Below are 25,961 nucleotides of genomic sequence, written 5' to 3' on the forward strand. Positions count from 1 at the left end.
CCCTTATATGGGAGAGGCGGAACTACAACAACTTATTGCCGACTGTTTGCAGCAAAACCGAACGGATCAGAAAGTGCTTTATAGGGCATTTTATGGCTTTGCAATGAGCATATGTCTGCGATATGCAGGTAACCGCTATGAGGCTGCGGAGATCATGAATCAGGGTTTTTTAAAAGTATTCACTAATTTGCATAAGTATGATACGGGGCATCCGTTCATTGCCTGGGTTGGCCGTATTATGATGAATACCTCGGTTGACTATTACAAGAACAATCTGAAACTCCCCCTTAATGATGATCTGGATGCCGCCGAAGATATAGGCCATGATGAACTAACCAACCAGAAATTAAATTATGATGACCTGCTGAGCATGATCCAGCAGTTGCCAAATGCCTATCGTACCGTGTTTAACTTGTTTGCTATTGAAGGTTTCTCGTACGAAGAAATAGCTGCCCAATTGGGTATCAGTACCGGTACGTCAAAATCAAATTTATTTAAGGCGAGAGAAAAACTAAAAACGATGGTGCTTAACTCCGGCCGTTTGCCGGACGATGGTTCTGAGGATATCAGGCGTAAGATTATTACCATTGGCACATTTAGTCTCGGACTATCACAATTGATCGAATTAATAATGCGATGAAAGGAAAAAACGAAAATAAAGTCCCTTGTAAAAAGGTTGTTTAATCTCGTTCGAATTAGCTGATACATTAATCTATCCTGCACTTATTTGACTGGACGGATAGAGCGGTAGATCACAATTTTGTACTAATTTTGGATCTAAACAGTATGAGATGCTTTTGGATGGATGATGTACACAGGCATCCTCTTGCCAAAGTTGATAAACGTCAACGACGGCCATACAAAACAGAACTTCGTCAGATCAGAGTTTATTATCATTTTTTATGTTAAATTGCTGTAGAAAAATGCTGGTGCATCAACCCTATCCTATTGCAATAGCTATTTTACAACCGTTTTATTTTATTTTGCGTATTGCTATTTTCAATTAAAATGAACACTGATACACTCTATACGCATATCTGCTCTTACGTTCAAATATCCAGAGATGAGTTTGAGCTCTTTTTCAATTTGTTTAAAACGGTTCATTTAAAAAAGGGTGATTTCCATTACATAGCTGGTAAAGTTCCTAAGTATTGGTCGTTTACTGTAAAAGGCTGCTTGCGTGAATATTGGATCGATACCGAGGGTAATGAGAAAATTTTCCAATTTTATGAAGAAAATGCATGGGTTGGTCAGATCCAAAGTATGGTAACACAAAAGCCTACGGACATGAACCTACAGGCACTTGAGGATTGCGAGTTATTGTGTATAACAGGCGATGATATGTGTAACGCCGTAAAAACACCATGGATTCAGAACTTTACAATGCATAAGAGTTTTTCTGATAATGCCTCCATAATGGAAAATTCAAACCGAATTAAATCGGCATCACCTGAAGAGCTGTATTTGGAAATTCTTAAGGAAAGACCATCCTTATTGCTGCGTGTTCCACAGCACTATATTGCAAACTTTCTTGGCATCCGGAAAGAAACACTAAGCAGGGTTAGAAGAAGAGTTGCCCACCTATGATTTGTTGATCCAAGTCAACGACATTCAATTTCCGTTCCGGTAATTTTACAGCGAAAAACGATCACCTCCATGTTATCGATATCGTGCTTTATACTCGCGACCTGATAAGCCGTTGAGTGACTGATCGTTTTCTCGAACAACAAATTTTTAAGAAAGAATTAAATCAATGAAAAAAATAATCTACAACCAATACGGCAGTGTCGACGTTTTACATTCCGTAGAGGTAAATAAGCCAATTCCCGATACGCAACAAATTTTGATTAAGGTAAAGGCAGTTTCTATTAATCCTATTGACTGGAAGATTTTAATGGGTGAGGTCAAACTGATGTCAGGCAAGAAATTCCCAAAATCTGTTGGCTGCGACTTCTCCGGAACAATAGAAAGCACAGGTACGGGTATCCAAAAATTTAAAACCGGGGATGATGTGTTTGGGGTAACAAATCCTTTTAAAGAAGGAGCCCTTGGAGAATACATCCTGGTGAATGAAAAAGAAATTGCTAAGAAGCCTGCGGAGCTGTCATTTGAGCAGGCTGCTGCAATACCAACGGTCGGCCAGTCAGCTTTACAGATGCTTACTAAAAACCTTAATAACATCAAAGGAAAGGAAATTTTGATAAATGGTGCGTCTGCCGGAGTAGGCATGTTTGCTATTCAGATCGCAAAAAGCCACGGAGCGATTGTAACGGCTGTTTCAAGCGCAAAAGGGCATCACTTGTTAAAAAAATGGGGTAGTGATTATGTGATTGACTACAACAAAGAAAAATTGACGGATTTAAGGAAGAAGTTTGATGTTATCATTGAACTCTCTGCAAAATTATCTTTCAGCCAGGCTAAAAAATTGATGAAGCCTGAATCAACATATTTTACCGTAACCCCTTCGCTATGGAATTTTGTGCACTCTTTTTTAAATAACATGGTATCTAAAAAGAAATATGAAGTTCTTTTAATGAAATCAGATACAGAAAGTTTAAATCGATTGGCAAACTATACGCTAAAAGGTTTTGATATCCACATTAGCAAGACCTATCCCATGTCAGATTATAAGGAAGCTTATAAAACTATAATCAAAGAGGGGGCTTTAGGCAAAGTCGTTTTTAATATCCCATCTTAAAATGCCCGTTCATTTGTTAAAAATTAGCAATTATTTTTTGACACGCACAGGCCTTATGAAACAATGTCATAAGGCCTTTTTTATTAGGTCAAACGTATTGCAAAAAATCGCAGAGAAATACTCCTGAACAGAAATAATGGTAAGAGAAACAGGAATCTGTATAACTATCTGATGCAAAAGTATAAAGAACTTCGCTCCGTCCAATGATCTATTGAATCACCCGACATCGTTCTGTAAAAACATTAAAAGTAAGAGAGAAAATGAAAAAATTACCATTAATAGCGTTAGGTACATGGTCCTGGGGAACAGGCTTTGCAGGAGGCGACCAGGTTTTCGGTAACAACCTTAGCGCCGGCGATTTAAAGCAGGTGTTTGATACAGCAATGAAAGCAGGGTTTAACCTGTGGGATACTGCTGCGGCTTATGGTATGGGCTCATCAGAATCAATCTTAGGCGAATTTGTAAAACAGTATCCCCGCGAAGACATCCTATTATCTACCAAGTTCACACCACAAATGGCAAGTTCTTCTGACAACCCTGTCGGGGAAATGCTGAATAGCAGTTTGGAGCGTTTGGGAACGGACTATATAGATATTTATTGGATTCATAACCCTACCGACGTTAATAAATGGACTCCTGAACTGATTCCACTGCTTAAAAGTGGAAAAGTAAAAAGTGTTGGGGTATCTAACCATAACCTGGAAGAAATTAAACTGGCAAACAGTATCCTCGCAAAAGCAGGCTTTAGTATTTCGGCCGTTCAAAATCATTACAGTCTTTTATACCGTTCCTCCGAAGATGCCGGGATAATAGACTATTGCAAAACACACAACATCACTTTCTTTGCTTATATGGTGTTGGAACAAGGTACATTGTCTGGCAAGTACAACACCCGGAACCCGCTTCCTGAAGGTAGCGGCAGAGCAAATACCTACAATAAAGTACTTCCGCAAGTAGAGGAATTAACCGATATAATGAAAGAAATTGGTGACAGCAAAAATGCTTCTGTTGCCCAGGTTGCTATTGCATGGGCCATTGCTAAACACACCTTACCCATTATCGGAGTAACCAAAACTTCCCAAATTAAAGACGCTTTAAATGCAACTAAAATTATTTTAACCGATCAGGAAATAGAAAAAATAGAGGCATTGGCAACAAAAGCAGGCGTTGACACTCAGGGTGCCTGGGAAAAATCAATGATATAATTACACAACGTGCAGAATATAGGCTCACCACTGAATTACCTGGCAGGCATGTAGCATCATTCCCGGCCAATTTATCCTTAAAAAACAAAGCGTTAAAATTTACCCAAGTGAAAAAAGCAGCAACTTTTAAAAACAAAGATCTGAAGATGGCAGCGGAAATACATCTGCCGGATGATTTTACTGAAACAAAAAAATATGCGGCCATTGTATGTATACATCCTGCCGGTGGTGTTAAAGAGCAGACTATCGGTATGTATGCTTCACGACTGGCAGAATATGGATTTGTCGTATTGACGTTTGATGCTTCATACCAGGGAGCAAGCGAAGGTGAGCCTCGTTACCTGGAAGACCCTACGGCCAGAGTGGAAGATGCCCGTGCCGGTGCTGACTATTTATCAACGCTGCCATACATTGATACTGACCGTATGGGTGTATTCGGAATTTGTGCCGGTGGTGGTTATGCCATCAGTGTGGCACAAACAGATCATCGCTTTAAAGCAGTAGCCACAGTGAGTGCTGCGCCTATGGGCGAAGGATTCCGGAATTTTCTTGGAAACGAAACACCCGCCTCGGTTTTGTTGAATATACTGAAAAACGTGGGGGACCAGCGAATCGTGGAAGCAAATGGCGGAGAATTACTTTATGTACACTGGGTACCTGATACAAAAGAAGAGATTAATAAAAATACACCTGATCTATGGAGAGAAGGTTATGACTATTATAAAACATCGAGAGGGCAGCACCCCAATTCAGTGAATAAATACTTGTTTACCGGCACAGACAGAATGATGGCCTTCTCTGCCTTTGACCAGATAAGCACATTGCTTACGCAACCCATTCTTTTGATTGCAGGAAGTAAAGCAGATACCAGATTTTTCAGTGAACAGGCCTACAACCTTGCAAAAGGCAAAAAAGACTTATTCATCGTAGAAGGGGCAACTCACATTGCGCTTTATGACATACCTGAATATGTAAATCAGATTGTACCAAAGCTGGTTGATTTTTTTCAGGCATTATAATAATTATATAAACAAATACCCTTAAGAAAAACGAAATGAACAAAGAAAAAGGTTCAAAAAAAGTCTTGTTCGTGGTAACAAGCTGTAATGTAAAAGGAGCTACAGGTATTCCAACAGGATTTAACCTGAGCGAAGTTACACATCCATTGGAAAAATTGGAAGCAAGCGGCGTTGTAGTTGATATTGCGTCTATAAAAGGCGGCGAAGCCCCATTAGATGGCTTAGAGGATTTCAATGATCCGGTTAATGCCCAATATTGGGCAGATGCTGATTTTCGTAAAGCTCTCGCGAATACCCTGAAATTAGATGATGCAAAAGCTTCAGACTATGACGCCATATTCTTTGCAGGCGGTCACGGAACCATGTGGGATTTCGCTGATAGCCCTGCAATCTTAAAGTTAGTACCGGAATTTTATGAGTCCGGAAAAATTGTTTCGGCCGTTTGTCACGGCCCTGCGGCTTTGATAAATGTAAAACTAAGCGATGGCTCCTATTTAATCTCAGGTAAAAATGTGGCTGGCTTTACTAATGGAGAGGAGGAAGAAGTGCAATCAACCAACGTAGTTCCATTCCTGCTACAGGATGCTTTAATTAACCACGGAGCTGTTTACAAGCACGCGCCTAACTGGAACAATAACATCGCTATTGATGGCAGGTTGATCACGGGTCAAAATCCGCAATCTGCCGCAAGTGTAGGTGAAGCCATTGTAAAAGCGCTTAAAATTAACGCTACCGGCGCATCAGCACCTAAACCTGCATTTTCAAGTGCTGATGTAAGTAGTGTTTCTCCTGCATTAGGCAAGTATATTGCTGAAAAATTAGTCGGCGAAGTTTGGGAGCGTCCGGGTTTGTCAAAGCACGACCGTTGCATAGTTACTTTATCATGCCTGATAGCAAGAAACCAAAGCAATGCAATGCCTCATTACTTTATTAAAGCACTGAACAACGGTATTACACCGGGCGAACTTTCAGAGATTATTACTCACCTTGCTTTCTATTCAGGAGCGCCTAATGCCATGTCGGCTGTGGCTGTTGCAAAAGATGTATTTGCAAACTATGGTATTTCACAAGCAGAATTACCTTCAATCGAACCATTGATGCTTGATAAAAATGAAGCTTTACCGGGCGATGAAAACAGGGTAGCTTTTATTCAGCAAAACATCGCTCCAATAGCAGAAGGCTTTGCTAAATATACTAATGAATTGTTATACGGTGAAGTTTGGCTGCGTGCAGGTTTAACATCAAGAAGCAGAAGCCTGGCAACAGTATGCGCAATGATTGCAGCCGGGGATATCCAATTTCTAGGAATGTACATGGGCAGGGCTGTTGAGCACGGCATTACCAGGCAGGAAATCGGTGAAGCATTAACTCAACTGGCATTTTATGCAGGTTGGCCTAAACTTATTTCTGCGTCAGAAATTGTAAAAGAGGTATATGACGGTGCAGGTAAATAATTTCTTTCATTAGCACCAATTCCCTTAAAAGGAGTTTGGGATTAAAATCCCGGGCTCCTTATTTTAACACAGGACTCCATGACGATGAGTCTGGTTTAAATCATCACTAAAATTAACATGAAGCCATTAAATAAAATAATTACCATTGAGGAGCATTTTATCCTGAAAAGCATCTCGCAAAAAGTAGCAGCATTCAACGTCAAAGAAAATGGTGGGACAGCGCCCAACGATTTAGTGCAAAAGGAATTAATGAAAATTGGGCCCGCCAGCGAAGATATGGAAGATGTTGGGGAGCGGCGGATAAAATTCATGGATGAAAGCGGCATTGATATGCAAGTGCTCTCGTATGGTGCCGGAAGCCCACAAAATATAACAGATGAAACATTAGCCATTGAACTTTGCCGGGAAGCCAATGATGAATTAGCTAATTTGATAAAACTGCACCCAACAAGATTTGCCGGCTTTGCCACCTTGCCCGCCGCTACCCCAAGTGCGGCTGGAGAAGAATTGAACAGGACTGTGAAAGAATTAGGTTTTAAAGGCGCCATGCTTTCAGGAACTTTCAATGGTCGTTTTTTTGATGAACCTGAATTTTTACCCATTTTTTCCAAAGCCCAGGAATTAAATGTACCTGTGTATATGCACCCTGGCTTCATCTCAAAAAACATTGCAGCGCATTATTATCAGAGTAATAGCTGGCCTGCCGTTGCGGGGGCTATGTTTGCATCCGCAGGATATGGATGGCATTTAGATTCAGGAATCGCAATTGTCCGGCTAATTGCTTCGGGCATTTTTGACAAACTGCCCGATCTGAAACTCATTTCAGGACATTGGGGCGAACTGGTTCCTTTTTTCCTGAATCGCTTAGACGATCAATTAAGTAAGACTTTAAAATTAGATCGTAAAATCTCCGACTATTATAAAAGTAATATCTATATCACACCAAGCGGGCTTTTTTCTGAAGCTCAACTTAAATATGTGATTGAAGAACTGGGGGCCGACAAAATTATTTACTCAGGTGATTACCCTTATTTAATAGACAAAAACACCAGGCAATTTCTTGAAACGGCGCCTATTTCACAAGAGGCCAAAGAAAAAATCGGTTATCAGAATGCCGAAAAATTGTTGGGCTTATAGTTGTTCCTCATTAGGAGTAATCATTTATTGCAGCTGTTAAAGCTTATTGAAGTAAAGTAAAAGTGTTTATAAACATAGAATAACAACAAAAAACAATGAAATTATCAAATAACAAAATATTAATCACCGGCGGAGCTACCGGCATAGGTCTGGGATTGACTGAAAGATTTATTCAGGAAAATAACCAGGTTATTATATGTGGCAGAAGGAAAGAAGCTCTGCAAGAAGTGTCTGACAAATTCCCGGCAGTAATAACTAAGGTTTGCGACTTATCGGAGGAATCCGGGAGGACAGAACTTTACAACTGGATTGCTGAATACCATAGTGATCTGAACGTATTGGTAAACAACGCAGGTATTCAAAACTGGATGGATATTTCAGATAAAAGCTTTTATGATAAAGCAAAAAATGAAATTCAAATAAACGTTTTGGCTCCGTTACATTTGACTTCGCTTTTTACCGAACTCAAATCATTGGACACTGTCATCAATGTAACTTCCGGCCTGGCATTTGTGCCCCTTACAAAAGTGCCCGTTTATTGCGCCACAAAAGCTTTTTTCCACTCGTTTACCCTTTCATTGAGGCATTTGCTAAAATCAAAAAATATAGAGGTCATCGAATTGATCCCGCCAGCCCTCAATACAGATCTGGGCGGCAAAGGGTTGCATAGCGAGCACCCTTCTGTAAGTGATTTTATTAATGCAATATTTCAACAACTAAAAGAAGGCAAAGATCAATTGACTTTTGGATATAGCCAAATGCTATCGAAAGCAACACCAGATGAAATACAGGGAATGTTTAAAAGAATGAATCCATAAGAAGAAACGATCAATATTCTGAAGTGAGTGTGTTGGAAATGAATCCTATCAGATTTTTTCATGATCCCGAAGCCAATATTATAAAATATGGGCAGCATTTCAATAATTGAAACTGGGTATAAAAAGGCACTGCGAGCTATCTCAAGCTGTTTCGCAGTGCCTTGGCAACGTTTCATAAATCAGTAGAACCCTCGGGGCATTTTTCGAAGCACATTATTCAAGATTTACAGAAAATAGCAAAGCTGGCTTAATCGGTTCGAGGTCAGTTTAGGAAAAACGCGACAAGCATTTATGGCTCAATATGCTCCGATAAAAAAAACTTAAACCGATAAAAGCCGGGGATCTCACTCCCGGCTTTTATCGGTTTAAGTACTAAAAGGACTCATGCCATGTAAGACCTGGGGCCGAAATTCTAACAGCATCTTGTTGTTTCTCTTTTACACTTTTTCAAAGTTGCATCCCGACTAAAGACGCTTGAGTATCAACTTTCTAAAAATGGATAATCGGTATACCCTTTTTCCCCTCCACCATACATAGTAGCTTGTTCTATGGTATTGAACGCTGCATCAAGTTCGAACCGCTTTGGCAGATCAGGGTTGGCCAGAAATAAGCCGCCGTAAGCGATTATTTTAGCGATACCCTTTTCCAATTCTGCCTCCCCGCTATCTTTATTGAACCCGCCATTGGCGATGACCAGGTGTTTACTTATACTACCGAATGTTTCTACAGCATTCTTAGGGTAGTGAGGGTAATTATCCAAAGGAAACAAGCCATTCATCAGATGAATATAGGCCAGTGGCAATTCATTCAATGCTTCGATCAAAGGTTTGAATTGAGCAACAGGGTCACTGTTTTCTATATTGTTATAATAGACAGTTGGCGATAGCTTAATACCAACTTTGTCGCTTCCCGACGCATTAACCAGTTCCTGCATAACTTCCAGCACGAAGCGGTTCCTGTTCTCAATGCTACCGCCATACTCATCTGTCCGAAGGTTTGCACTTTCCGATAAAAATTGGTTAGGTAAATATCCGAATGCTGCATGTAATTCAACACCATCGAAACCGGCTTCGATGGCATTTTTGGCAGCCTGACCGTAATCCTTTACAATCTGCTTGATCTCTGCGGTAGTTAATTCCTGAGGCGTTTCGTACTCTTTCGGCCCCTGAGAGGTGAAATGCTGCTGCCCTTTTATCCCAATTGCCGACGGTGCAACCGGAAGTTTTCCTTTTCTATCCACTGAATGCCCAACACGGCCGGTATGCCAAAGCTGCGCATAGATCAGGCCTCCTTTGTCATGAACAGATTTTGTTACTTTCTTCCAGGCATCAATTTGCTGCGGGCTGTACAGACCGGGTGTCAGGGGGCTACCCATCGCCTGTTCCGAGATATTTATGGCCTCCGTAAGGAGTAGTCCGGCACTGGCACGCTGTGTGTAATATAATACGGTCGGGTTTGATACGACACCTTCGCCGTTAGCCCGGCTACGCGTCATTGGTGCCATCGCGATGGCGTTCTGCAATATTTCTTTTCCTAATGTTATCTTTTCTAGTAATTTCATGGTCTCTTTTTTTATTATCTTATTGATATCTGTAAATTGTATTGTTTGATTTGGAAGATGTTTCCTTAGATCAGCCAACTGATCGACGCTGTTATTGAAGGACTACAAGAACAACTTTACCGTTAACACCCCCGGCCGACACAAAATCCTGAGCTTGAGCAGCTTCGTCTAATGGGAAAGTTTTTGCAACGATGGGACGGAGTTTTCCTTCATTGACTAAAGCCAAACCAGCGGCCAAACTACCCGCTGAGATATTTGAACTGATAAACCGTGCGTCAACCTGGTACTTTTCCGCTAATGCTGCGGAAGGCGGGCTTACTATACTGAATAATCTACCTCCGGGCTTTAACACTTCGAAAAGTTTATGCTGTGATTCGCCACCAGCGCAATCCACCACCAGGTCGATATTGTTAGCTAACAAACTAACGTCTTGCGATTTATAATCTATCACCTCATCCGCACCAAGGCTTTTCACTAACGCGATGCCTTGTCCGGATGCTGTTGCGATAACATAGGCCCCGGCGTTTTTTGCCATCTGCACCATAGTTGCGCCTGTTGCCCCCGCAGCCCCCTGAATTAAAACTTTCTGATCTTTCGCTAATTTTCCCTCGTTAAATAATACCGATTGAGCGGTGCCGATATTAACCACCAGGGAAGTAGCTTCTTCAAAGGAGGCATTAGTGGGTTTAATAGCTACGTTACTTTCATTTGCAATCGCATATTCGGCATACCCGCCTTCTCTGGTCACAGCGATCACCTGGTCACCTGCTTTAAATTGGGTTACCTTTTCTCCGGTGGCAACAACAATCCCTGCTACATCTGCACCTGGTACAAATGGCAAATTGACAGGACGGATCTGTTGCATAATGCCGCTGCGTAATTTGATATCCAAAGGATTTACGCTGGCTGCCTTAACTTGAATTAAAACCTGGTTTTCATTGTTGATTTCAGGCTGAGGGACCTCTACCAGCTCTATCACATTGGAATTGCCAAATGCTTTATATTGTATTGCTTTCATTATTTTTTACTTGATCATATTTAACTATATGACAAAAGTAGAAGTAAAAAAATGGGCAAAATAACCGAAAAGGACACAAGAATAGTCCTATCCGATAAATAATAGTTGATTAGATAAACGAAGTTCTATGAAGAGGTGGAAAATTTTTTCGGGGTAATGCCGTACTGCTTCTCGAATAACCTGCTGAAGTGGCTAAGGTTTGAAAACCCCAACTCGTAGCCAACCTCAGAAACGGAATGTTTAGCCTGTTTCAACAGAAAAGCGGCTTCTTCCATTCTGGCTTTTTGGTAATAATTATATATCGTATCACCAAATGTTTGCTTAAAAAGCGGCCTAAGTTTCGTTTCGCTCATCGAAGCGATCAGCGCTAATTCACTTAAAACCGGCGGGGTACTCAAATCACTCAATATCTCGTTGCGAATGACCAGAAGTTTCTCTGCATCGTTACTATTTATATTTTTAAAAGTCGTGTTCTCCCTGAGCGACAACTTACTAAAAAGCAGGTACATTAATTCCTGTACCTTAATTTGAACATAAAAATTGTTCATCGAGTTATTCATGTCGACAGATACGATATTTTTAAGCAGCAATTGCATTTCAGCATCCAAACTTTCGAAAAACAGAAAGGAAGCGTTTTCCGCTGTAATGGTTTGTATGGTCGTATTAGGCTTTTCAATAGATAGAACTGAGCGTAATCTGTTAGCAGTGATCCCAACTACTACGTATTGAATATTACTGCCGGCAGGAAAACGAATTTCCGTGCGCAAATCATTTGAGGAAAGGAGTATGGAAGAGTCATTTTTTTGTGAGCATGGTATGTTTGCATCATTATGATATTTAACTTCAAGATCTTCCCTGTCATTATAAAAGAAAATGGTGCGAACATCGTTAGCTATTGCAGCTGGATTGCGTTTAACAATCAGATCTTCATTCAATACATAACGATGGATCGTTAATTTGAAATCATCCCCAAACCCAACTTTACGTACATAACCTTCTCCCAATGTCTTCGGGATTTCCAATACATTGTCCCTTACGGGCGCATTGATCTCTTTTGAAAACAGTGTTATAAAGTCAAAACCCGGGGCAGTTGTAAATTCCAAAATCATTGCAAGAAGTAACTAGTTAGCATGTCTAAGGTTATGTAAATTTCTCCAAAAAAATCACTTTCTTTCAATACATTTCTATTGATGATGAGTATTTGATATATAAATGGAAGATAATCAGATTCTACAGTGTTATTTGCAACATTCATTTTTTACTCAAGGTTGCTATAAAACGCAATAGATTGACCTAACTATTTTGGAGCCAACCTGGATTGCTGCCTATTTCCTTAACGTTATTTGTCGTTTGATGTCAAATTTATTTCTTTAATTCATAAAACCAGGCTTATCAGCTTCGGTTCCGGCTTTTTCCATACCGAGGCTTTCATTAACATGAAGTGTAGGATCTTCTATAAGTTTTACCACCAGATCAGCAACACTTTTTCGGGATATTTCGGTTCCGGTAACGGGTTGACCTTTTTGAGTGATTTTATAATCAACTTCATCATTGTTTGTATACCAGGTCGGACGAAGAATCGTATATACCAGGCCAGATGCCTCAATGAGGCTTGCAGCTTTTTGATAGCGTTCCAGTATAGGCCCGATCATCTGTTTGTTCCAAAGGCCAAAAGCACCGGGAACTTCATCGTAAATCCCAATGGCTGCAATGAATACAATACGCTTCACCCCTGCGGTCAACATGGCTTTTACCGTCTGTTCGGCGATCACATCTTCCTGACCGTTTATATTAACATAGACCAGGTCTTGTCTCTGCATAGCATTTTCAAGTTTTTCGTCGTCCAGTATATCGCCTTCAATCAACTTAATCCGCTCACCTTCCAAATGTTGCAGGTGTGAGGCATTACGCAGATACAAAGTAAGATGGATGGAATTATTTTGTAATAACCTGTCGATTACATGTCCGGCAACTTGTCCGCCGGCTCCAAGTATTAATACCTTTGTCATATTCAGTTTCTATAATTAATATATTTTGCCATAAATGCATCCTTTGGATGAAATCCTTCTGTATACAGGTTAAGGTTCCTGTCACGTTCTATAAGCCGGGCTGCTTCGCACTCCCGATGAGGTTAACGTCTACGAGTTCCAATTTCTTTACCATATGCTCTACGGTAGCCTTGTACTTTTTAAAATGAGGCGTTGCAATATGTTTTAGATAGGCTGCACTGTCGGCGTAGATCTCCAGGATAGTTATCCGCGAAGGGTCTTTTTTGTCGGCAACTGCATAATAGGTCAATACACCAGGTTCCAGCCGGACAGCCGTTTGCATCTGCTCTTTCAGTGCTGCATTATATTCCTTGAGTTGTGTTGAATCAACTTCAATTTGAGCTATACGGATCATGCGCTTATCTGTTTGTGCTTTCGCATGTAAAATAGAAAGGAGTAATATTCCGCAACAGCCAAGTACCTTAAGTAATGCCCGAACTGTCGTTCTGTAAAAATGATTGCTGATTTTCATAGTTTTTTATTTAATGACCTTGAGCTTAGTTAGTACTATACGGGCAGCATCCGCTTGCTGTTTCCCGATGCTGCTTTCCAGTAAGGCAAAAGCTTGTTCCAGTAGCCCTTCCGTCAGTCCGACATTCATCCCCATGCCAAGATGTGCTTGTAATTGTGCTTCCAGTCCGGCCAAGCTCGCAAGTACTGTGATCGTTGCGAGTTCACGCTCCTGATAAGTCAGTACGCCCCGCCCAAAGATGTCGGCAAACAAATGCTCTTTCAAAAAAGCATCAATGCCGGGCGCAAAAGCATTGGCACCCGTAAGCGGGCCGTTCTGCGGCCTACCTGTTAAAGTCTCCAGCGTTTTCCTTCCCGCCTCGTATTTGCTTTTATTATCGCCGGTTACAGCCGTCGGGGTCTGCCCTTCCGTGTCCTGTATACCCATAGATTTCCGTTCTTCCAGTACCGACATAAAAGTGGTAATACCGTTAAGGCTGCGCGGAAAACCGCAGTAGGCATATAACTGCAACAGTTCTTCCCTGATTTGGTTGACAGTCAATCCGGCATCAAGGCCTTCATTCAGGGCCCTTTTCAATTGCGCCAGATCACCCGTCGCAGTAAAAGCGGCAATTAGTATGATATGTTTTTCGTTTGACTTTAATTCGTGACTTTGCTGTCCATTCATAGTAAGACTTGTAATTGTTATCAGAAGTGTTAAAACTGTACGGATCATTGTTGGATTGTAATGCAAAAGTCGTGCGAAAGTATCAGCCTGTGGTTATACAGACTCCTGAAATACTTACCATTATTCCTGATTTGATAACTTGTGTATTGTTTATCGTGTTTTTTTGATATTCCTTTTAACTTTAAGTAGAGCTAAAATAATGGCTGGATAAACCACACATGGTTGCCCCTTGTTGACCAATTTTGAAATGACCACTTTGGGTTTCCGGGTTCAAATCTTTAGATAAAGAAATAAATTGGTGGAGAGGGGTCAGTGCTATTGGTTTTTTTCCAGTCAGTACCAAGGCTTTTATAATTGAACATTTATAGAAGCCAATTTCTTCAAATCTTCTATGAAGGTGTTCGAAAAGTGCGGTCGGACCTCACTTAAGGAGACAACATATAGGTGTTGTCTCCTTTTTTCATACAAATAAAAATCTATTAAACAGATAGTTATAACGAGGACTTTTGTAGTTCGATTTTGCAGAGAAATCCCTGAACCATTAATGGGTAAAATGTTATGCTACAAATAAAATCGAACGTAAAAACCTAAACCTTCACACTTATTTAAACCGACTTAATAGAAGAACAATCCGCTTTTCCAAAAGTATAAGCATGCTTGAGGCTTGCTTAAAAATCTTTTTTGGGCTGGGGGCAATAGCTGCCTGAAGCTACTTCTATTAACGAAAAATGCAAGTGAAGATTCGATGATAGATTTTATCCAGCTTTCATTCCCGACTGCTTTAACAACCTTGATGGTAACATTACTCACTCAAATGAGACAAATTCAAATGCTATTGTAAAGCACGCGAAAGTTTTTTCGACATGCAATGTGTTGTTTTGCATAAACATTTACCAGTCATTGTCATTAAAAATCACTCATTTAAATCCCTGCTTTTATAATCGTTTTAAGCACGATTACAATTAATTAACCACAACACCATTAAACTGATCATGAGCAAAGAAACACCACAGCAGTCCATCATTACCGAGAAGTTTACAATACCTCCTGCTAACCTTCGCCCAGGCCTAAGCTGGGCACAGAGGATCAGCCTGTATTATTTTCGATCAGTGCCTTTCCTGACCATACTACTGGGTTTCGGCGTCGGTCATGTGGATTATTGGTGGTATCTGCCGGTCTGGTTGACCAATACTATCATGATGGCTGCCGCTATGTATCAATTGCTTAGATACAGACCGTCCAACAATCAGCTGTTTACAACCGCCGCCTTGTTACTCATCACCCCCTGGATTATTTTTCCTGTTTTTGGAGGCATGGGTCGGCCACCGCAGACCGTCCAGGGCTGGCTGGAATTGGAGGGAGAACAGCACGCCCGATTTAATTTGCTGATCATCGGCGGTTCACTGGCTTATCTTGGCACCGCGCTCCTTTACTGTTGGTTACGGAATAAGGAAAAAATATTTGCGTCACTGGGTCTGGGGCTGATGACATTGGGCATGCCACTTTTTGTAATAAACATGGCCTATTGGGGAAGCTTCCTTTCTGAGGCGTTCCGCAATTTTAAAACAGCGCACCGCCCTGACTGGTACCTGGCGCTAAGGGAACTGTTCTTCTTAATCGGCACAGTTGAGGTTTCGCTGATCTATCTGGCCACTGCGATGTTTGCATTAGCGTTAGGTAAGGCAGGTTATTTCAAAGCGGCGGCTGTACGTACTTATGTCATTGTCAGCCTGTGCGCCGCCCTGATCAACCTGATCCCCCCATCCGCCCCCGACCCTTTTTCTACTATGAGTTACCTCGTGTGCATACCGGCCATTCCATTTATCATGCTTTACCTTATTGGTGTCAACCTACTGCGAAGAGTTTCAGCGCATCCATGATTCGTTTGTTTACGCGGTTGCTTCAAAAAACTTAAATTTACGTTATGCACCGTTTTTGGTTTCCTATAATATTCATCTGTCTGCTCTTTCTCAGTGAGGGCATCCTGTCTGCTACGGCTGCTGTTCCTGTGTTGCGGACAGACAGTTTAAAAGTTCAGAAAAAGGGTTTTGACCTGCATGCGCTTCCCTGGCGTTTCCATATCGCCGATGGCAGGAATTATAGTAACCCTGCTATTACAGACAGCACCTGGACGGTAACAAAAACCATGTTTGGCAGTACCGAACAACCACAGGGCTGGAAAGGAAGCGGCTGGTTCAGGTTATGGCTAAAGGCAGATGAACACCTGATTGGCAAGATGCTGGCACTTAGAATTGGTCAAAATGGAGCCGCCGAGATCTATATAGACGGAAAGAAGATCGGTGGAACGGGCAAGATTAGTAAAACAAAAGCCGAAACGCAAGCTGGGCGGGCCCCCTTCAGCGTTTTTCCTTTTATGGTAATGGATCAACAGGCGCACTTGCTCTCGGTCAGGTATGTGAATGATCAGCCGACCTTTCCGGAATACACCGGATTCCAGTTGTGGGTAGGTACCTATGAGCAATTGGCGGCCGGTGCATTGGATGACTTGAAGATGAATGGCTTTTTACTGGCCAGTATCAGTGCCCAACTGGCGCTGGTACTGCTTCACCTTGCCCTGTTTGTTTTTTACCCACGACAGCGGCTGAACCTTTATTATAGTCTTTTCGTATTTTCAACTGCTTCGGTGCTTTACCTGCGTTACCTAACGGTTGGTACTGCTGATCCTTATGTGCAGCGGATAACGGCAGATCTTTTTGAGGCAGGAATCATTGTTGTCCCTTTTCTCGCAGGTATTTTGTTATATGGTGTCAGCTATGACCGCCTGCCACGCAGGCGTATATTCATCACGGCTTCATTAGGTGCATTGACCCTGTTGGATTATTTCCTGGAATATCGCAACACTTCCGTACCAACAACAACATTCTGGTTGGAGATCTTTTACTTCCTGCTGGTGGTCGCTGATGGTTTATTGGCGCTGGTAAGGGCAATGATCCGTAAAAAGCCAAGAATCTGGCTGATCGGGGCGGGCATGCTCACCATCACCCTATTCTATTTGCTGGTTGGCAGCGATCTGTTCGGGCTGATGAAAGGCAATTACCAGCTGATCGCTGAATGGATGAGCATCGGTCTCCTTGCTATACCGGTATCTTTTTCCATCTATCTCGCGCTCAACTTTGCGGATGTCAACCGCAGCCTCACCTCCAGGCTAAAGGAAGTAGAAACGTTGTCTGCCCTGAACCTTGCGCAGGAGGTGGAAAAAGGCAGGATATTAACCGAACAAGCGGAGCGACTGGAACAAACGGTAGCTGAACGCACGCTGGAGGTCCGCAGCCAGGCCCAAAAACTACAGGAGATGGACGCCCTGAAATCCCGGTTTATGGTTAACCTGACCCATGAATTCCGTACGCCCTTATCCCTGATCATTGGACCAGCCAGCTTACTGGCGGAAAAAGCAGGAACCGCTATTGAACGGCAGCAGGGCGACTTGATCAGGCAGAACGCACAGCAACTTTTGCTGCTGATCAACCAGTTGCTTGACCTGAGCAAACTGGAAGATGGCAAAATGGAAATTGCAGCTGCTCAAACAGATATTCTGGCAACATCGGCATCTGTACTGGCACCATTTGCCGGTGTTGTTACCCAGAAACAGATAACGATTGACTTCAAAAGCCCATTCAGCCAGTTACATGGCATTATTGATGCCGAAAAGCTAACGATCATCCTCCGGAATTTGCTTTCCAACGCGGTCAAATTCAGTTTAACACACGGCAGGATACTAGTAGATATCGCTTTGGAGAAAGACCATGCAGATGATGTCCTGTTATTAAGCATCGCGGATCAGGGAATTGGCATATCTTCCCTAAAGCTCCCTTATGTTTTTGACCGGTTTTACCAGGCTGATGCATCGGATACACGTTCAAATGAAGGCAGCGGGATTGGCCTGGCGCTCACCCGGGAACTTGTCGAATTACTTGGCGGCACGATCAATATAGACAGTACCGAACATGTTGGCACGACTGTACGCGTGAAACTGCCAATAACAAATATACAAACGAAGACCGGCGGTGAACAATACTCTTTGCCGGCTGATCCGGAGCCGGTACAAGAAGGCGAAAAGGACGATTTTTCCGATAAGGGACCTTTGTTGCTTATCATCGAAGATCATGAACAGCTCCGGGAGTTTATCAGGAACACGCTGGGCCCGCAATTCAGGACAGTGACTGCTTCAAATGGTGAAGAAGGGCTCAGACTCGCCGGGAAATACATTCCAGACCTGGTCATCACCGATCTGATGATGCCGGGAATGGACGGGTACGAGGTTTGCAATAAAATAAAGGAGCAGGAATTAACCAGCCACATACCGGTATTGATGCTCACCGCTAAAAGTGCTGCAGAAAGCAGAACAAAAGGATGGGAAGCCGGTGCCGACGCCTACCTGTCAAAGCCCTTCGAACCATCGGAACTGCTGGCCCTTACAGAAGGCCTGATCAGAACCAGGACGCAATTACAGGAGCGTTACCTCCGTGAGGAGGCATGGAAACCTTCCGCCGGGTCGTTGCCGCCGCAGGAAATTCGCTTTATTGACAGGGTGCGTAGTGTTATTGAAGCGCAGCTGGGCAACGAATTGTTTGGTGTTGATATGCTCTGTGATCTGGTCGCGTTAAGCAGGGCGCAATTGCATCGTAAATTAAAAAGTACAACCGGACACTCCCCTGGTGACCTGATTCGTATGGTGCGTCTGCAGCAAGCGCTGAATTTGCTTAAAGCAGGGGAAACCACGGTAGCAGAAGTCGCATACAAGGTCGGTTTCGGTAACCCGGCCAGTTTCTCAACGAGTTTTTCCAATTATTTCGGATATGCGCCGAGTGAGGTAAAAAATAGCTAAAGGGGCCACCCCTTACACTTGCTCGATTTTGTCATACATATGATATCTGCCGGATAATTGCGTAAGCATCAATATTATATTATCAATTACTATTGCCTCCCCATTTGAAAGTATTATTTTTGAGAATAAGGGTTGCGAGGTATTTTGTATGTATAGGAGGGATATTTTTTCATATAGGTACATGAGGTGTTGCATGCTATTGGGGTGCCTGGTATTGTTGTGCCTAATAAACCGGGCCAGCGCGCAGCATGCAACCCTAATACGCGGTAGTGATTTTGGTAAATATAACCAGATCTTCCTTGATGATTCGCTTTGGTTTTTTCACTCCGGCGATTTTGCCGCCGGTAAACAGGCTGTAACCACTACAGCTGGCTGGGATACCTTGCGTAATACCACTTTTGGCAAAACCAATGCGCCCCTGCACTGGCGGGGTATGGGCTGGTTTGGTATATGGGTAAAAGCAGATACAGGGCTGGTGAACAGAAAACTTTTCATCGGCATCAATCACGATGGCGCTTCTGAAATATTTATGGATGGTAAACCCATGGGGGGTTATGGCAAGGTTGGCCACTCAGCGCAGCAAATGGAGGCTGTCCGCGCCCCAAGGGAACTGATCCCGCTTTGGTTTGCCGATACCCGTCCGCACCTGCTCACTATCCGTTATTCAAATTTTTTTGGTGTTTTTCCTGATTTTTTGGGGTTTCAGCTTTCAATAGGCGATTATGTAAACCGTGCCGAAAAAACAAGGGCGAGCAAACAACTGTTTGATTATTTGCCAATGTTCGCTGCCGCACAGCTTATACTGGGCCTCTTGCATTTCCTGTTTTTTCTTTTTTACCCCAGGCAAAAGCTCAACGCGTATTACGCGCTGTTTGTGTTGCTGATAGGCATCAATGGCATTGGGGTTTACCAGTTTTATCTAACTCCGTATCCTTCGGTACAATATCTTGCCGATTTTATAACCACTGCCTGTAGGGTATTGATCATGTGGTCGGCCGTGTTATTACTTTACGTACTCAATTATCGCCGGGTGCCCAGGTGGCGCGTGGCGGCCTTAACAGGCATTACGCTATTTTATCTTATAAGGTACATTTTAAAGTCCTGGGTTTTTAAGGTGGAGCAAGGGGATGACTATTTTTGGATAGCCTACTTTGTATGTATGACGGATGGTTTATGGTCGGTAGCCCAGGTTATTAGAAGAGGTCAAAAGGATGCATGGCTTATTGGCATTGGGGTAAGCACTATTATATTGGTTTATGTATTTACCTGGTCGGATATGTTTCACGTTTGGCCTTATCAACGTAACTCGCTACGCCTGTTTGTAATGGGTGCGGGGTCGTTAGTGCTGCCGCTTTGCCTATCACTTTACCTGGCGCTTGATTTTGCCAGAACCAATCAAAAACTTACGGCAAAGTTGCGTGAAGTAGAGAGCCTATCGGCCCGGGCCCTTGCCCAGGAGGCCGAAAAACGAGAACTGGTGGCCACAGAAGCCCGGCGACTGGAGCAGATTGTGCAGTTACGTACCGCCGAGTTGAAAGAGCAGGCCGATAAGCTACGTGAATTAGACGCGGTAAAATCGCGCTTTTTTACCAACATTACCCATGAGTTTAAAACGCCGCTTACGATGATCATGAACCCGGCTAAAGAACTGCTGTATACACCTACCGGGGATTACAATAAAAACCTTAGGCTCATCATTAACAATGCCGAACGTTTACTGCAATTGATTAACCAGCTATTGGATTTAAGCAAGGTGGAAAGCGGCCTGATGGACGTAAACCTTACGCCTGTAGATTTGGTGGCGCTTATAAAACTGCACACCTTCTCCTACGAATCGTTGGCCCTACAAAAGAGCATTTCGCTACATTTTACTGCCGACAGGGATTCCCTTTGGATAATGACCGACCGGGATAAAATGGATAAGGTGGTCTTAAATATACTCTCGAACGCCTTAAAGTTCACCGATAAGGGAAAGGTGGAAGTGGCGTTGCGCCAAAATGCCGAAGCACACAACAGTGCCTTCACCCTCACGGTAAGAGATACAGGAAATGGTGTCCCGGCCACCAAGCTGCCCTACATTTTCACCCGCTTTTATCAGGCCGACCCATCGGATACCAGATCGGCAGAGGGTACAGGCATTGGGCTGGCGCTCACCAAAGAACTGGTAGAACTAATGGGCGGGCAGATAGGGGCCGAAAGTGCAGAGGGTTTGTTTACACAGATCCGGATTGATATGCCATACCTGGCTGCCGAAGCTGTTGCTGGACTGGCGATGGAAACGTTACCCGATATGGCGTTTACGCCCGTGGCCGACGCTGGCGAAGTGTTGGTTCCCGATGAAGGCAGCCCGCTGATCTTGTTAATTGAAGACCATCATGAACTGAGGGAGTTTATTTGGCAGTCGCTGGCCGGGAAGTATCGGCTAATTACCGCGGCAAATGGCGAAGAAGGGATAACCCTTGGTCTGCAACACATCCCCAACCTGGTTATTACCGACCTGATGATGCCAAAGGTAAGTGGATACGAAGTGAGCACGACATTTAAAAAAGACGAAAAAACCAGCCATATTCCCATCATTATCCTAACCGCAAAGGCCGACTTGGTCAGCCGTATACAGGGGATCGAGACCGGGGCCGATGCCTACCTCGCCAAACCGTTTGATCAGCGGGAATTGATTGCCTTGATTGAAAATCTCATCAGCGTACGCGAACAATTACGCCTGCATTATAGCAACTGCGACCTCTGGCTTAAAGATACCGTCGCCCTGCCATCCATTGAGCAGGACTTTATAGCGCGGATACGCCAGGCTGTTGAAAGCCACCTGAACGAAGAAGGTTACAGTGCTGATCAGCTTGCTGTCGATATAGGGCTTAGCCGCACTCAGCTACACCGCAAATTAAAGGGCCTTATTGGCCAGGCCCCCGGCGAACTGATCCGCATCGTTCGCCTGCAATACGCACATGATTTGTTGGAACGTCGTGTGGCAACCGTATCTGAGGTGGCCTATATGGTTGGCTTTGGCAGTCCGGCCAGTTTTTCCACCAGTTTTTCCCGCCATTTTGGTTTCTCTCCTAAAGCTGTAGGCACCACATAATTTATTCGTCGAATATCATTGATCTGGCACAAACTCGAAAGGATTTGTAACAGGCTCGAAAGTATTTTGTGAACGTCTGTCGGTTATTTGTGCACTGATATTAGAGAACGGATATTTAGCCGTAAAAAGTATCTTTATATATCATAAAGACTATGAAAAAGATCTGCCTGAGTTTTCTATTCGTTCCAGCATTGCTATTATGTCGTTTTGCCAGCGCTCAGGTTTCACTGGGTGGTATGGCGCTCACCACAGTAACCATTATTGATGCTAATCACCGCGTCCCGCTTGCTGCGCAAACGGTACTCATTGAAGGGGGTAAGATCAAGGATGTTTTTGCTGATGGCAGCAAGCCCATACCCGCTTCTTATGCTGTACTGCCGCTGAAAGGAAAGTTCCTCCTCCCGGGTTTGATAGATACCCATGTACATCTGGCCACTGATCCGTCAGGAGTGGATAACCGAGCCCATACATTAGCTGTGCTCCGGCAAATGTTGTACAGCGGCATCACGACGGTAAGGGACATGGCCGGCGATGCACGCACGCTTGCTGGCTTATCGCGCGATGCGCTAACCAACGATATTATATCTCCTGATATTTATTATTCTGCGCTGATGGCGGGGCCCACTTTTTTTAGCGATCCAAGGACGGGCAGCTCCACTAAAGGCGCCGTATCAGGCAAAATGCCATATATGTTGGCAGTTACAGACAGTACAAATTTGCAATTAGCCATCGCGGAAGCAAAAGGTACAGGAGCAACCGGGATAAAATTATATGCCAATTTATCGCCTGGGCTGGTCGGCAAAATTGTTAGCGAAGCAACCCGGCAAGGCATGATTGTTTGGGGACACGCCTGGTTACAGCAAGCCAGGCCATCTGATCTGGTTAAAGCAGGGGTGAGTTCAATTTCGCATGCACCACTCGTAATACATGAAAAATTTGATAAGATCCCGGATACGTGGAAGAAACACCATACAAACCGTTTCTGGGACGACTCAATACCCAATTTAAACACGCTGTTTATTCTGATGAAACAGCGTGGCACTATACTGGATGCTACACTACTTACCTACAAAAACTGGGCGCAGACAGATACTGCGATGCAGTATGATTATGAAATTGGGAAACGACTTACTATCGAGGCATATAAAGCTGGTGTAACGATATGCACCGGGACTGATGACGATCAGGAGGCCTTTGTACAGGACGAAATAAAATTGCTGGTCAGCGATGCGGGTTTTAAACCCATAGACGCAATTATAGCGGCTACCCTGAACGGAGCAATGGCACTAAATATTGCCAATACGCATGGCACCATATGGCCCGGCAAAACGGCTGATCTTTTAGTACTGGACAAAAACCCCTTGGTAACTTTGGATAACCTGACATCAGTTTATCTTGTTATTAAGAAAGGCTTCATCTTTAAAAAGTAAAAGCCCGCCTAATTTTACCCGTAAGTTCATAAACAGAAATATGTTTTATGAACATCAAATCAAATAACCTTCCTTAGGTTGTTACGCAACAAAATCGAAAACATTTGCAACATACTCGAAAGTGTTTTGCCGGCGTGTGTTGTTTATTTGTGCCTTGTCGCTTCCCTTGATAAAGGGTGCATATTTAACACCATTAATAGCGATATAAAAAACGTCAAAACAATACCTTACCAATGAAAACTTTTAAAATAACCCTCGTGATACTACCTATCATGGCAGTATTTATATCCTGTTCAAAAGATAACAAAAGTCCGGACCCTGCTGTCATCACTACACCTTTGGTAACACAAATGGTAGTAACCTATTCGAATTTAAGGGTCGTTTACAACAATACCTATGACGATAAAAAAAGACTGGCCACAGTTGGCACTTCTACCTATGTAGTAACTTACAATGCTGGCGGTTTTGAAATAGTACGCCCCGATGCTCAATTAATCACGGATGTAAATTTGGCCGATGGACGAATTGGCAGCATCCTGAGCTATTACACTACAGAAAGATACAATTCTACATTTAGTTACGATAACAAGGGGCGATTGATAAAAATACTGCAAACCCGGACAGCAAACGGACAAGTAATAGGCCATTTTAGTTATACTTATTCCTGGGACGATAATGACAACCTGGTATCCAATACTTCAACCGGTAATAGCGGCGACACTTATACCACCACCTATTCCGGCTTTTCGGCAGAAAATGTAAACACCCTTAGGGGCAAGAATTTTGGGTTCAACTATTTTGGAACTGCCGACTACCCAAGTGATTATGTACCTAACAATAACGGCGGCAGCGGGTATATCTTTCCAAGTATATACGCGGGTAAGCTTTTACCGTCGGTTATAAAAAAGCCCGGTCATACGTATAACGTAACCTATCATAAAAACGCACAAGGTTACATAGATAAAATTCAAGAGATTGATCCGGCCGATTCTTACTACAATATAATTATTGATATCGCTTACCAATAGCAAGCGGCAGCAAAAGTTTTACTCCTTTATATTTCAACACTTTTATAAACCCATAAACAATGAAAAAACAACATATCGTCACGCTGATACTGAGCTGTGTAATATTTGCCGGATGCAACTATAGTAAAGGTGCAAAAAAAGACCTCCGCACCGGGTTATCGTTCAGCTACAATGGCTTTATCGTGCATGATGTTTTATTGATTGACCCTGCTAATAAACGAATGACCGATAATAAAGTACAATTGAATACCCACATAGCTATCGTAGCGCTTGGCTTAAACAATTATGGGCTTAAAGATGGAAAGGTTTTCCCGGGGATGATGCTTTTGGTGACCGATAAAAAGGGAACGCCGGTGCTTAATGCTGCCGACCTGTTTGCCGGCGACCAGGGCCATCCGCCGGAAAGCGCTACCGAACTGCGTGGTGATATCACCATTGCAAAGCCGATGGTAGCCGGTGAAACCTATCACGTAAAAATGCGCGTTTGGGACAAGGTAAAAGCAGACAATGAATTAAATATTGAAGCAGAACTGGTTATACAGTAAGTTATTATACACCTCAAAATTTGGTAACCATTTAAATTATTTAGCATGGCCATTTTATTGCCGAGAAAACCGACCCTTATTTGCATGGCAGTGCTGGGTCCCATTTGCGTGGTGGACGGCATTGTCAAAAAAGACACCCGAGAGATCCTGGCAATGTTGGCCGTATTCATATTTGCCATAGTAACCCTGATCATGGACAGCAGAAAAAAGAAAAAGCTTATAAATAAAAATGACAAGGAGTATAGCAATCGCGTTAACCCAAACCGATAAACCTTAATAAAATATCATTATGCCCGATGGAAAAAACTTTTGGACAACCGTGCCCGGAATTATTACCGGCCTGGCCGCTATAGTTACCGCTATTACCGGTTTAATTGTGGCATTAAACGGGGCCGGTTTGTTTAGCAAATCAGCTACTGCAAACAAGGCCACTACCGAAACAAAACAAGAGGTTAAAAAAGATGTGGATAGTTTGGCGGGTAAACAAGCGGGACCGCAAAAGCCAGTTGAAAAGTTCAAACCGGTATTTGCAATGACCACGGTAAAAATTGAAGATCACGAGTACAAAATTCTTGGCTCATCACTTGAAGCGATAACACCAGAAAGCAACGCGCTGAAAATTGAAATCAAATACAAAAACAACAGCAATTATTCGCCGGCTACTTTTTGGAACGAAGGCTTTAGGCTGGCTATTGATGGATCCCTTACTGCACCTTCAGGAGACTTAAGCGAACTGGTTGAACGCCATGCAGAACTGGCTGGGACCGTAACTTTTGAGGTGCCGAACAATGCCAAAGATCTTGCTTTGCATATCCTTGATGTTGGAAAAGATATATCCATCCCTATAGAACTGGTGCCTGATTAATTCCCGCCAGGTTTCGAGGCGCAACAAACCCGAAAGGATTTGCAACAAACGCGAAAG

At 43.1% G+C, this 25,961-nt stretch carries 23 protein-coding genes; 17 read left to right on the top strand and 6 right to left on the bottom strand.

Annotated elements, in window-relative coordinates; all coding sequences use genetic code 11:
• The first annotated feature begins 7 nt into the window (after positions 1-7).
• The 8 genes from BLR84_RS12450 (at position 8) to BLR84_RS12485 (ending at position 8,331) form a co-directional block, all read left to right on the top strand.
• Positions 8-640: an RNA polymerase sigma factor gene (locus BLR84_RS12450; RefSeq protein WP_090468361.1), complete on the top strand. Its 633-nt coding sequence runs from the start codon at positions 8-10 to the stop codon at positions 638-640.
• A gap of 368 nt (positions 641-1,008) precedes the next feature.
• A complete protein-coding gene (locus BLR84_RS12455; RefSeq protein ID WP_090468362.1) occupies positions 1,009-1,587 on the top strand; it encodes a Crp/Fnr family transcriptional regulator in 579 nt (192 codons plus the stop codon).
• A 166-nt stretch (positions 1,588-1,753) separates the two neighbouring features.
• A complete protein-coding gene (locus tag BLR84_RS12460; protein WP_090468364.1) occupies positions 1,754-2,698 on the top strand; it encodes an NAD(P)-dependent alcohol dehydrogenase in 945 nt (314 codons plus the stop codon).
• A 260-nt stretch (positions 2,699-2,958) separates the two neighbouring features.
• Positions 2,959-3,903 carry an aldo/keto reductase gene (locus BLR84_RS12465; RefSeq protein ID WP_090468366.1) on the top strand — a complete coding sequence of 315 codons (945 nt, stop codon included), beginning with the start codon at positions 2,959-2,961 and terminating at the stop codon, positions 3,901-3,903.
• A 107-nt stretch (positions 3,904-4,010) separates the two neighbouring features.
• Positions 4,011-4,922: an alpha/beta hydrolase gene (locus BLR84_RS12470; protein ID WP_090468368.1), complete on the top strand. Its 912-nt coding sequence runs from the start codon at positions 4,011-4,013 to the stop codon at positions 4,920-4,922.
• Positions 4,923-4,957: 35 nt separating this feature from the next.
• Positions 4,958-6,376: a carboxymuconolactone decarboxylase family protein gene (locus BLR84_RS12475; RefSeq protein ID WP_090468371.1), complete on the top strand. Its 1,419-nt coding sequence runs from the start codon at positions 4,958-4,960 to the stop codon at positions 6,374-6,376.
• Between the two features lie 117 nt (positions 6,377-6,493).
• On the top strand, positions 6,494-7,513 hold the full coding sequence (locus tag BLR84_RS12480; RefSeq protein ID WP_090468372.1) for an amidohydrolase family protein: 1,020 nt from the start codon (positions 6,494-6,496) through the stop codon (positions 7,511-7,513).
• Between the two features lie 95 nt (positions 7,514-7,608).
• Positions 7,609-8,331, top strand: coding sequence for an SDR family oxidoreductase (locus tag BLR84_RS12485; protein ID WP_090468374.1), 723 nt, complete (start codon positions 7,609-7,611; stop codon positions 8,329-8,331).
• Positions 8,332-8,812: 481 nt separating this feature from the next.
• Here the strand turns inward: BLR84_RS12485 and BLR84_RS12490 are convergent, their stop codons facing one another.
• From BLR84_RS12490 to BLR84_RS12515, 6 genes are all read right to left on the bottom strand, one after another.
• Positions 8,813-9,892 carry an alkene reductase gene (locus tag BLR84_RS12490; protein ID WP_090468376.1) on the bottom strand — a complete coding sequence of 360 codons (1,080 nt, stop codon included), beginning with the start codon at positions 9,890-9,892 and terminating at the stop codon, positions 8,813-8,815.
• A gap of 91 nt (positions 9,893-9,983) precedes the next feature.
• The gene (locus tag BLR84_RS12495) at positions 9,984-10,910 is read right to left on the bottom strand and encodes an NADP-dependent oxidoreductase (RefSeq protein ID WP_090468378.1); all 927 of its coding nucleotides are present in this window, start codon (positions 10,908-10,910) and stop codon (positions 9,984-9,986) included.
• A 125-nt stretch (positions 10,911-11,035) separates the two neighbouring features.
• Complete coding sequence (locus BLR84_RS12500) at positions 11,036-12,019, bottom strand: helix-turn-helix domain-containing protein (protein ID WP_090468380.1); 984 nt, start codon at positions 12,017-12,019, stop codon at positions 11,036-11,038.
• 261 nt (positions 12,020-12,280) lie between these two features.
• A complete protein-coding gene (locus BLR84_RS12505) occupies positions 12,281-12,919 on the bottom strand; it encodes an SDR family oxidoreductase (protein ID WP_090468382.1) in 639 nt (212 codons plus the stop codon).
• Between the two features lie 88 nt (positions 12,920-13,007).
• Positions 13,008-13,430 carry a putative quinol monooxygenase gene (locus BLR84_RS12510; protein WP_176852046.1) on the bottom strand — a complete coding sequence of 141 codons (423 nt, stop codon included), beginning with the start codon at positions 13,428-13,430 and terminating at the stop codon, positions 13,008-13,010.
• Positions 13,431-13,436: 6 nt separating this feature from the next.
• Positions 13,437-14,096: a carboxymuconolactone decarboxylase family protein gene (locus BLR84_RS12515; protein ID WP_218128310.1), complete on the bottom strand. Its 660-nt coding sequence runs from the start codon at positions 14,094-14,096 to the stop codon at positions 13,437-13,439.
• A 572-nt stretch (positions 14,097-14,668) separates the two neighbouring features.
• Between BLR84_RS12515 and BLR84_RS12520 the strand changes: the two genes are divergently transcribed.
• The 9 genes from BLR84_RS12520 to BLR84_RS12560 all read left to right on the top strand — a co-directional run bounded on the left by BLR84_RS12520 (position 14,669) and on the right by BLR84_RS12560 (position 25,904).
• Positions 14,669-14,803, top strand: a complete 135-nt coding sequence (locus BLR84_RS12520) for an IS1 family transposase (protein ID WP_090469263.1) — start codon at positions 14,669-14,671, stop codon at positions 14,801-14,803.
• 285 nt (positions 14,804-15,088) lie between these two features.
• Positions 15,089-15,976 carry a hypothetical protein gene (locus tag BLR84_RS12525; protein ID WP_090468389.1) on the top strand — a complete coding sequence of 296 codons (888 nt, stop codon included), beginning with the start codon at positions 15,089-15,091 and terminating at the stop codon, positions 15,974-15,976.
• 44 nt (positions 15,977-16,020) lie between these two features.
• Positions 16,021-18,942 carry a response regulator gene (locus tag BLR84_RS12530; protein ID WP_090468391.1) on the top strand — a complete coding sequence of 974 codons (2,922 nt, stop codon included), beginning with the start codon at positions 16,021-16,023 and terminating at the stop codon, positions 18,940-18,942.
• Positions 18,943-19,135: 193 nt separating this feature from the next.
• Positions 19,136-22,036 carry an ATP-binding protein gene (locus BLR84_RS12535; RefSeq protein WP_176852047.1) on the top strand — a complete coding sequence of 967 codons (2,901 nt, stop codon included), beginning with the start codon at positions 19,136-19,138 and terminating at the stop codon, positions 22,034-22,036.
• A 152-nt stretch (positions 22,037-22,188) separates the two neighbouring features.
• The gene (locus tag BLR84_RS12540; protein WP_090468395.1) at positions 22,189-23,466 is read left to right on the top strand and encodes an amidohydrolase family protein; all 1,278 of its coding nucleotides are present in this window, start codon (positions 22,189-22,191) and stop codon (positions 23,464-23,466) included.
• Between the two features lie 233 nt (positions 23,467-23,699).
• Positions 23,700-24,494, top strand: a complete 795-nt coding sequence (locus BLR84_RS12545) for a hypothetical protein (protein WP_090468397.1) — start codon at positions 23,700-23,702, stop codon at positions 24,492-24,494.
• A gap of 59 nt (positions 24,495-24,553) precedes the next feature.
• The gene (locus BLR84_RS12550; protein ID WP_090468399.1) at positions 24,554-25,039 is read left to right on the top strand and encodes a hypothetical protein; all 486 of its coding nucleotides are present in this window, start codon (positions 24,554-24,556) and stop codon (positions 25,037-25,039) included.
• Positions 25,040-25,084: 45 nt separating this feature from the next.
• The gene (locus tag BLR84_RS12555; RefSeq protein ID WP_143013891.1) at positions 25,085-25,309 is read left to right on the top strand and encodes a hypothetical protein; all 225 of its coding nucleotides are present in this window, start codon (positions 25,085-25,087) and stop codon (positions 25,307-25,309) included.
• Positions 25,310-25,328: 19 nt separating this feature from the next.
• A complete protein-coding gene (locus BLR84_RS12560) occupies positions 25,329-25,904 on the top strand; it encodes a hypothetical protein (RefSeq protein WP_090468402.1) in 576 nt (191 codons plus the stop codon).
• The last annotated feature ends 57 nt before the right edge of the window (positions 25,905-25,961 follow it).

The sequence above is a fragment of the Mucilaginibacter sp. OK268 genome, from assembly GCF_900103125.1.
Taxonomy (GTDB): Bacteria; Bacteroidota; Bacteroidia; order Sphingobacteriales; family Sphingobacteriaceae; genus Mucilaginibacter.

What these genes read in the sequence shown, in the direction of transcription:
- BLR84_RS12450 (WP_090468361.1), top strand. Translation starts at nt 8, where the DNA reads ATGGGAGAGGCGGAACTACAACAACTTATTGCCGACTGTTTGCAGCAA.
- BLR84_RS12455 (WP_090468362.1), top strand. Translation starts at nt 1,009, where the DNA reads ATGAACACTGATACACTCTATACGCATATCTGCTCTTACGTTCAAATA.
- BLR84_RS12460 (WP_090468364.1), top strand. Translation starts at nt 1,754, where the DNA reads ATGAAAAAAATAATCTACAACCAATACGGCAGTGTCGACGTTTTACAT.
- BLR84_RS12465 (WP_090468366.1), top strand. Translation starts at nt 2,959, where the DNA reads ATGAAAAAATTACCATTAATAGCGTTAGGTACATGGTCCTGGGGAACA.
- BLR84_RS12475 (WP_090468371.1), top strand. Translation starts at nt 4,958, where the DNA reads ATGAACAAAGAAAAAGGTTCAAAAAAAGTCTTGTTCGTGGTAACAAGC.
- BLR84_RS12480 (WP_090468372.1), top strand. Translation starts at nt 6,494, where the DNA reads ATGAAGCCATTAAATAAAATAATTACCATTGAGGAGCATTTTATCCTG.
- BLR84_RS12485 (WP_090468374.1), top strand. Translation starts at nt 7,609, where the DNA reads ATGAAATTATCAAATAACAAAATATTAATCACCGGCGGAGCTACCGGC.
- BLR84_RS12490 (WP_090468376.1), bottom strand. Translation starts at nt 9,892, where the DNA reads ATGAAATTACTAGAAAAGATAACATTAGGAAAAGAAATATTGCAGAAC.
- BLR84_RS12495 (WP_090468378.1), bottom strand. Translation starts at nt 10,910, where the DNA reads ATGAAAGCAATACAATATAAAGCATTTGGCAATTCCAATGTGATAGAG.
- BLR84_RS12500 (WP_090468380.1), bottom strand. Translation starts at nt 12,019, where the DNA reads ATGATTTTGGAATTTACAACTGCCCCGGGTTTTGACTTTATAACACTG.
- BLR84_RS12505 (WP_090468382.1), bottom strand. Translation starts at nt 12,919, where the DNA reads ATGACAAAGGTATTAATACTTGGAGCCGGCGGACAAGTTGCCGGACAT.
- BLR84_RS12510 (WP_176852046.1), bottom strand. Translation starts at nt 13,430, where the DNA reads ATGAAAATCAGCAATCATTTTTACAGAACGACAGTTCGGGCATTACTT.
- BLR84_RS12515 (WP_218128310.1), bottom strand. Translation starts at nt 14,096, where the DNA reads ATGAATGGACAGCAAAGTCACGAATTAAAGTCAAACGAAAAACATATC.
- BLR84_RS12525 (WP_090468389.1), top strand. Translation starts at nt 15,089, where the DNA reads ATGAGCAAAGAAACACCACAGCAGTCCATCATTACCGAGAAGTTTACA.
- BLR84_RS12530 (WP_090468391.1), top strand. Translation starts at nt 16,021, where the DNA reads ATGCACCGTTTTTGGTTTCCTATAATATTCATCTGTCTGCTCTTTCTC.
- BLR84_RS12535 (WP_176852047.1), top strand. Translation starts at nt 19,136, where the DNA reads ATGCTATTGGGGTGCCTGGTATTGTTGTGCCTAATAAACCGGGCCAGC.
- BLR84_RS12540 (WP_090468395.1), top strand. Translation starts at nt 22,189, where the DNA reads ATGAAAAAGATCTGCCTGAGTTTTCTATTCGTTCCAGCATTGCTATTA.
- BLR84_RS12545 (WP_090468397.1), top strand. Translation starts at nt 23,700, where the DNA reads ATGAAAACTTTTAAAATAACCCTCGTGATACTACCTATCATGGCAGTA.
- BLR84_RS12550 (WP_090468399.1), top strand. Translation starts at nt 24,554, where the DNA reads ATGAAAAAACAACATATCGTCACGCTGATACTGAGCTGTGTAATATTT.
- BLR84_RS12555 (WP_143013891.1), top strand. Translation starts at nt 25,085, where the DNA reads ATGGCCATTTTATTGCCGAGAAAACCGACCCTTATTTGCATGGCAGTG.
- BLR84_RS12560 (WP_090468402.1), top strand. Translation starts at nt 25,329, where the DNA reads ATGCCCGATGGAAAAAACTTTTGGACAACCGTGCCCGGAATTATTACC.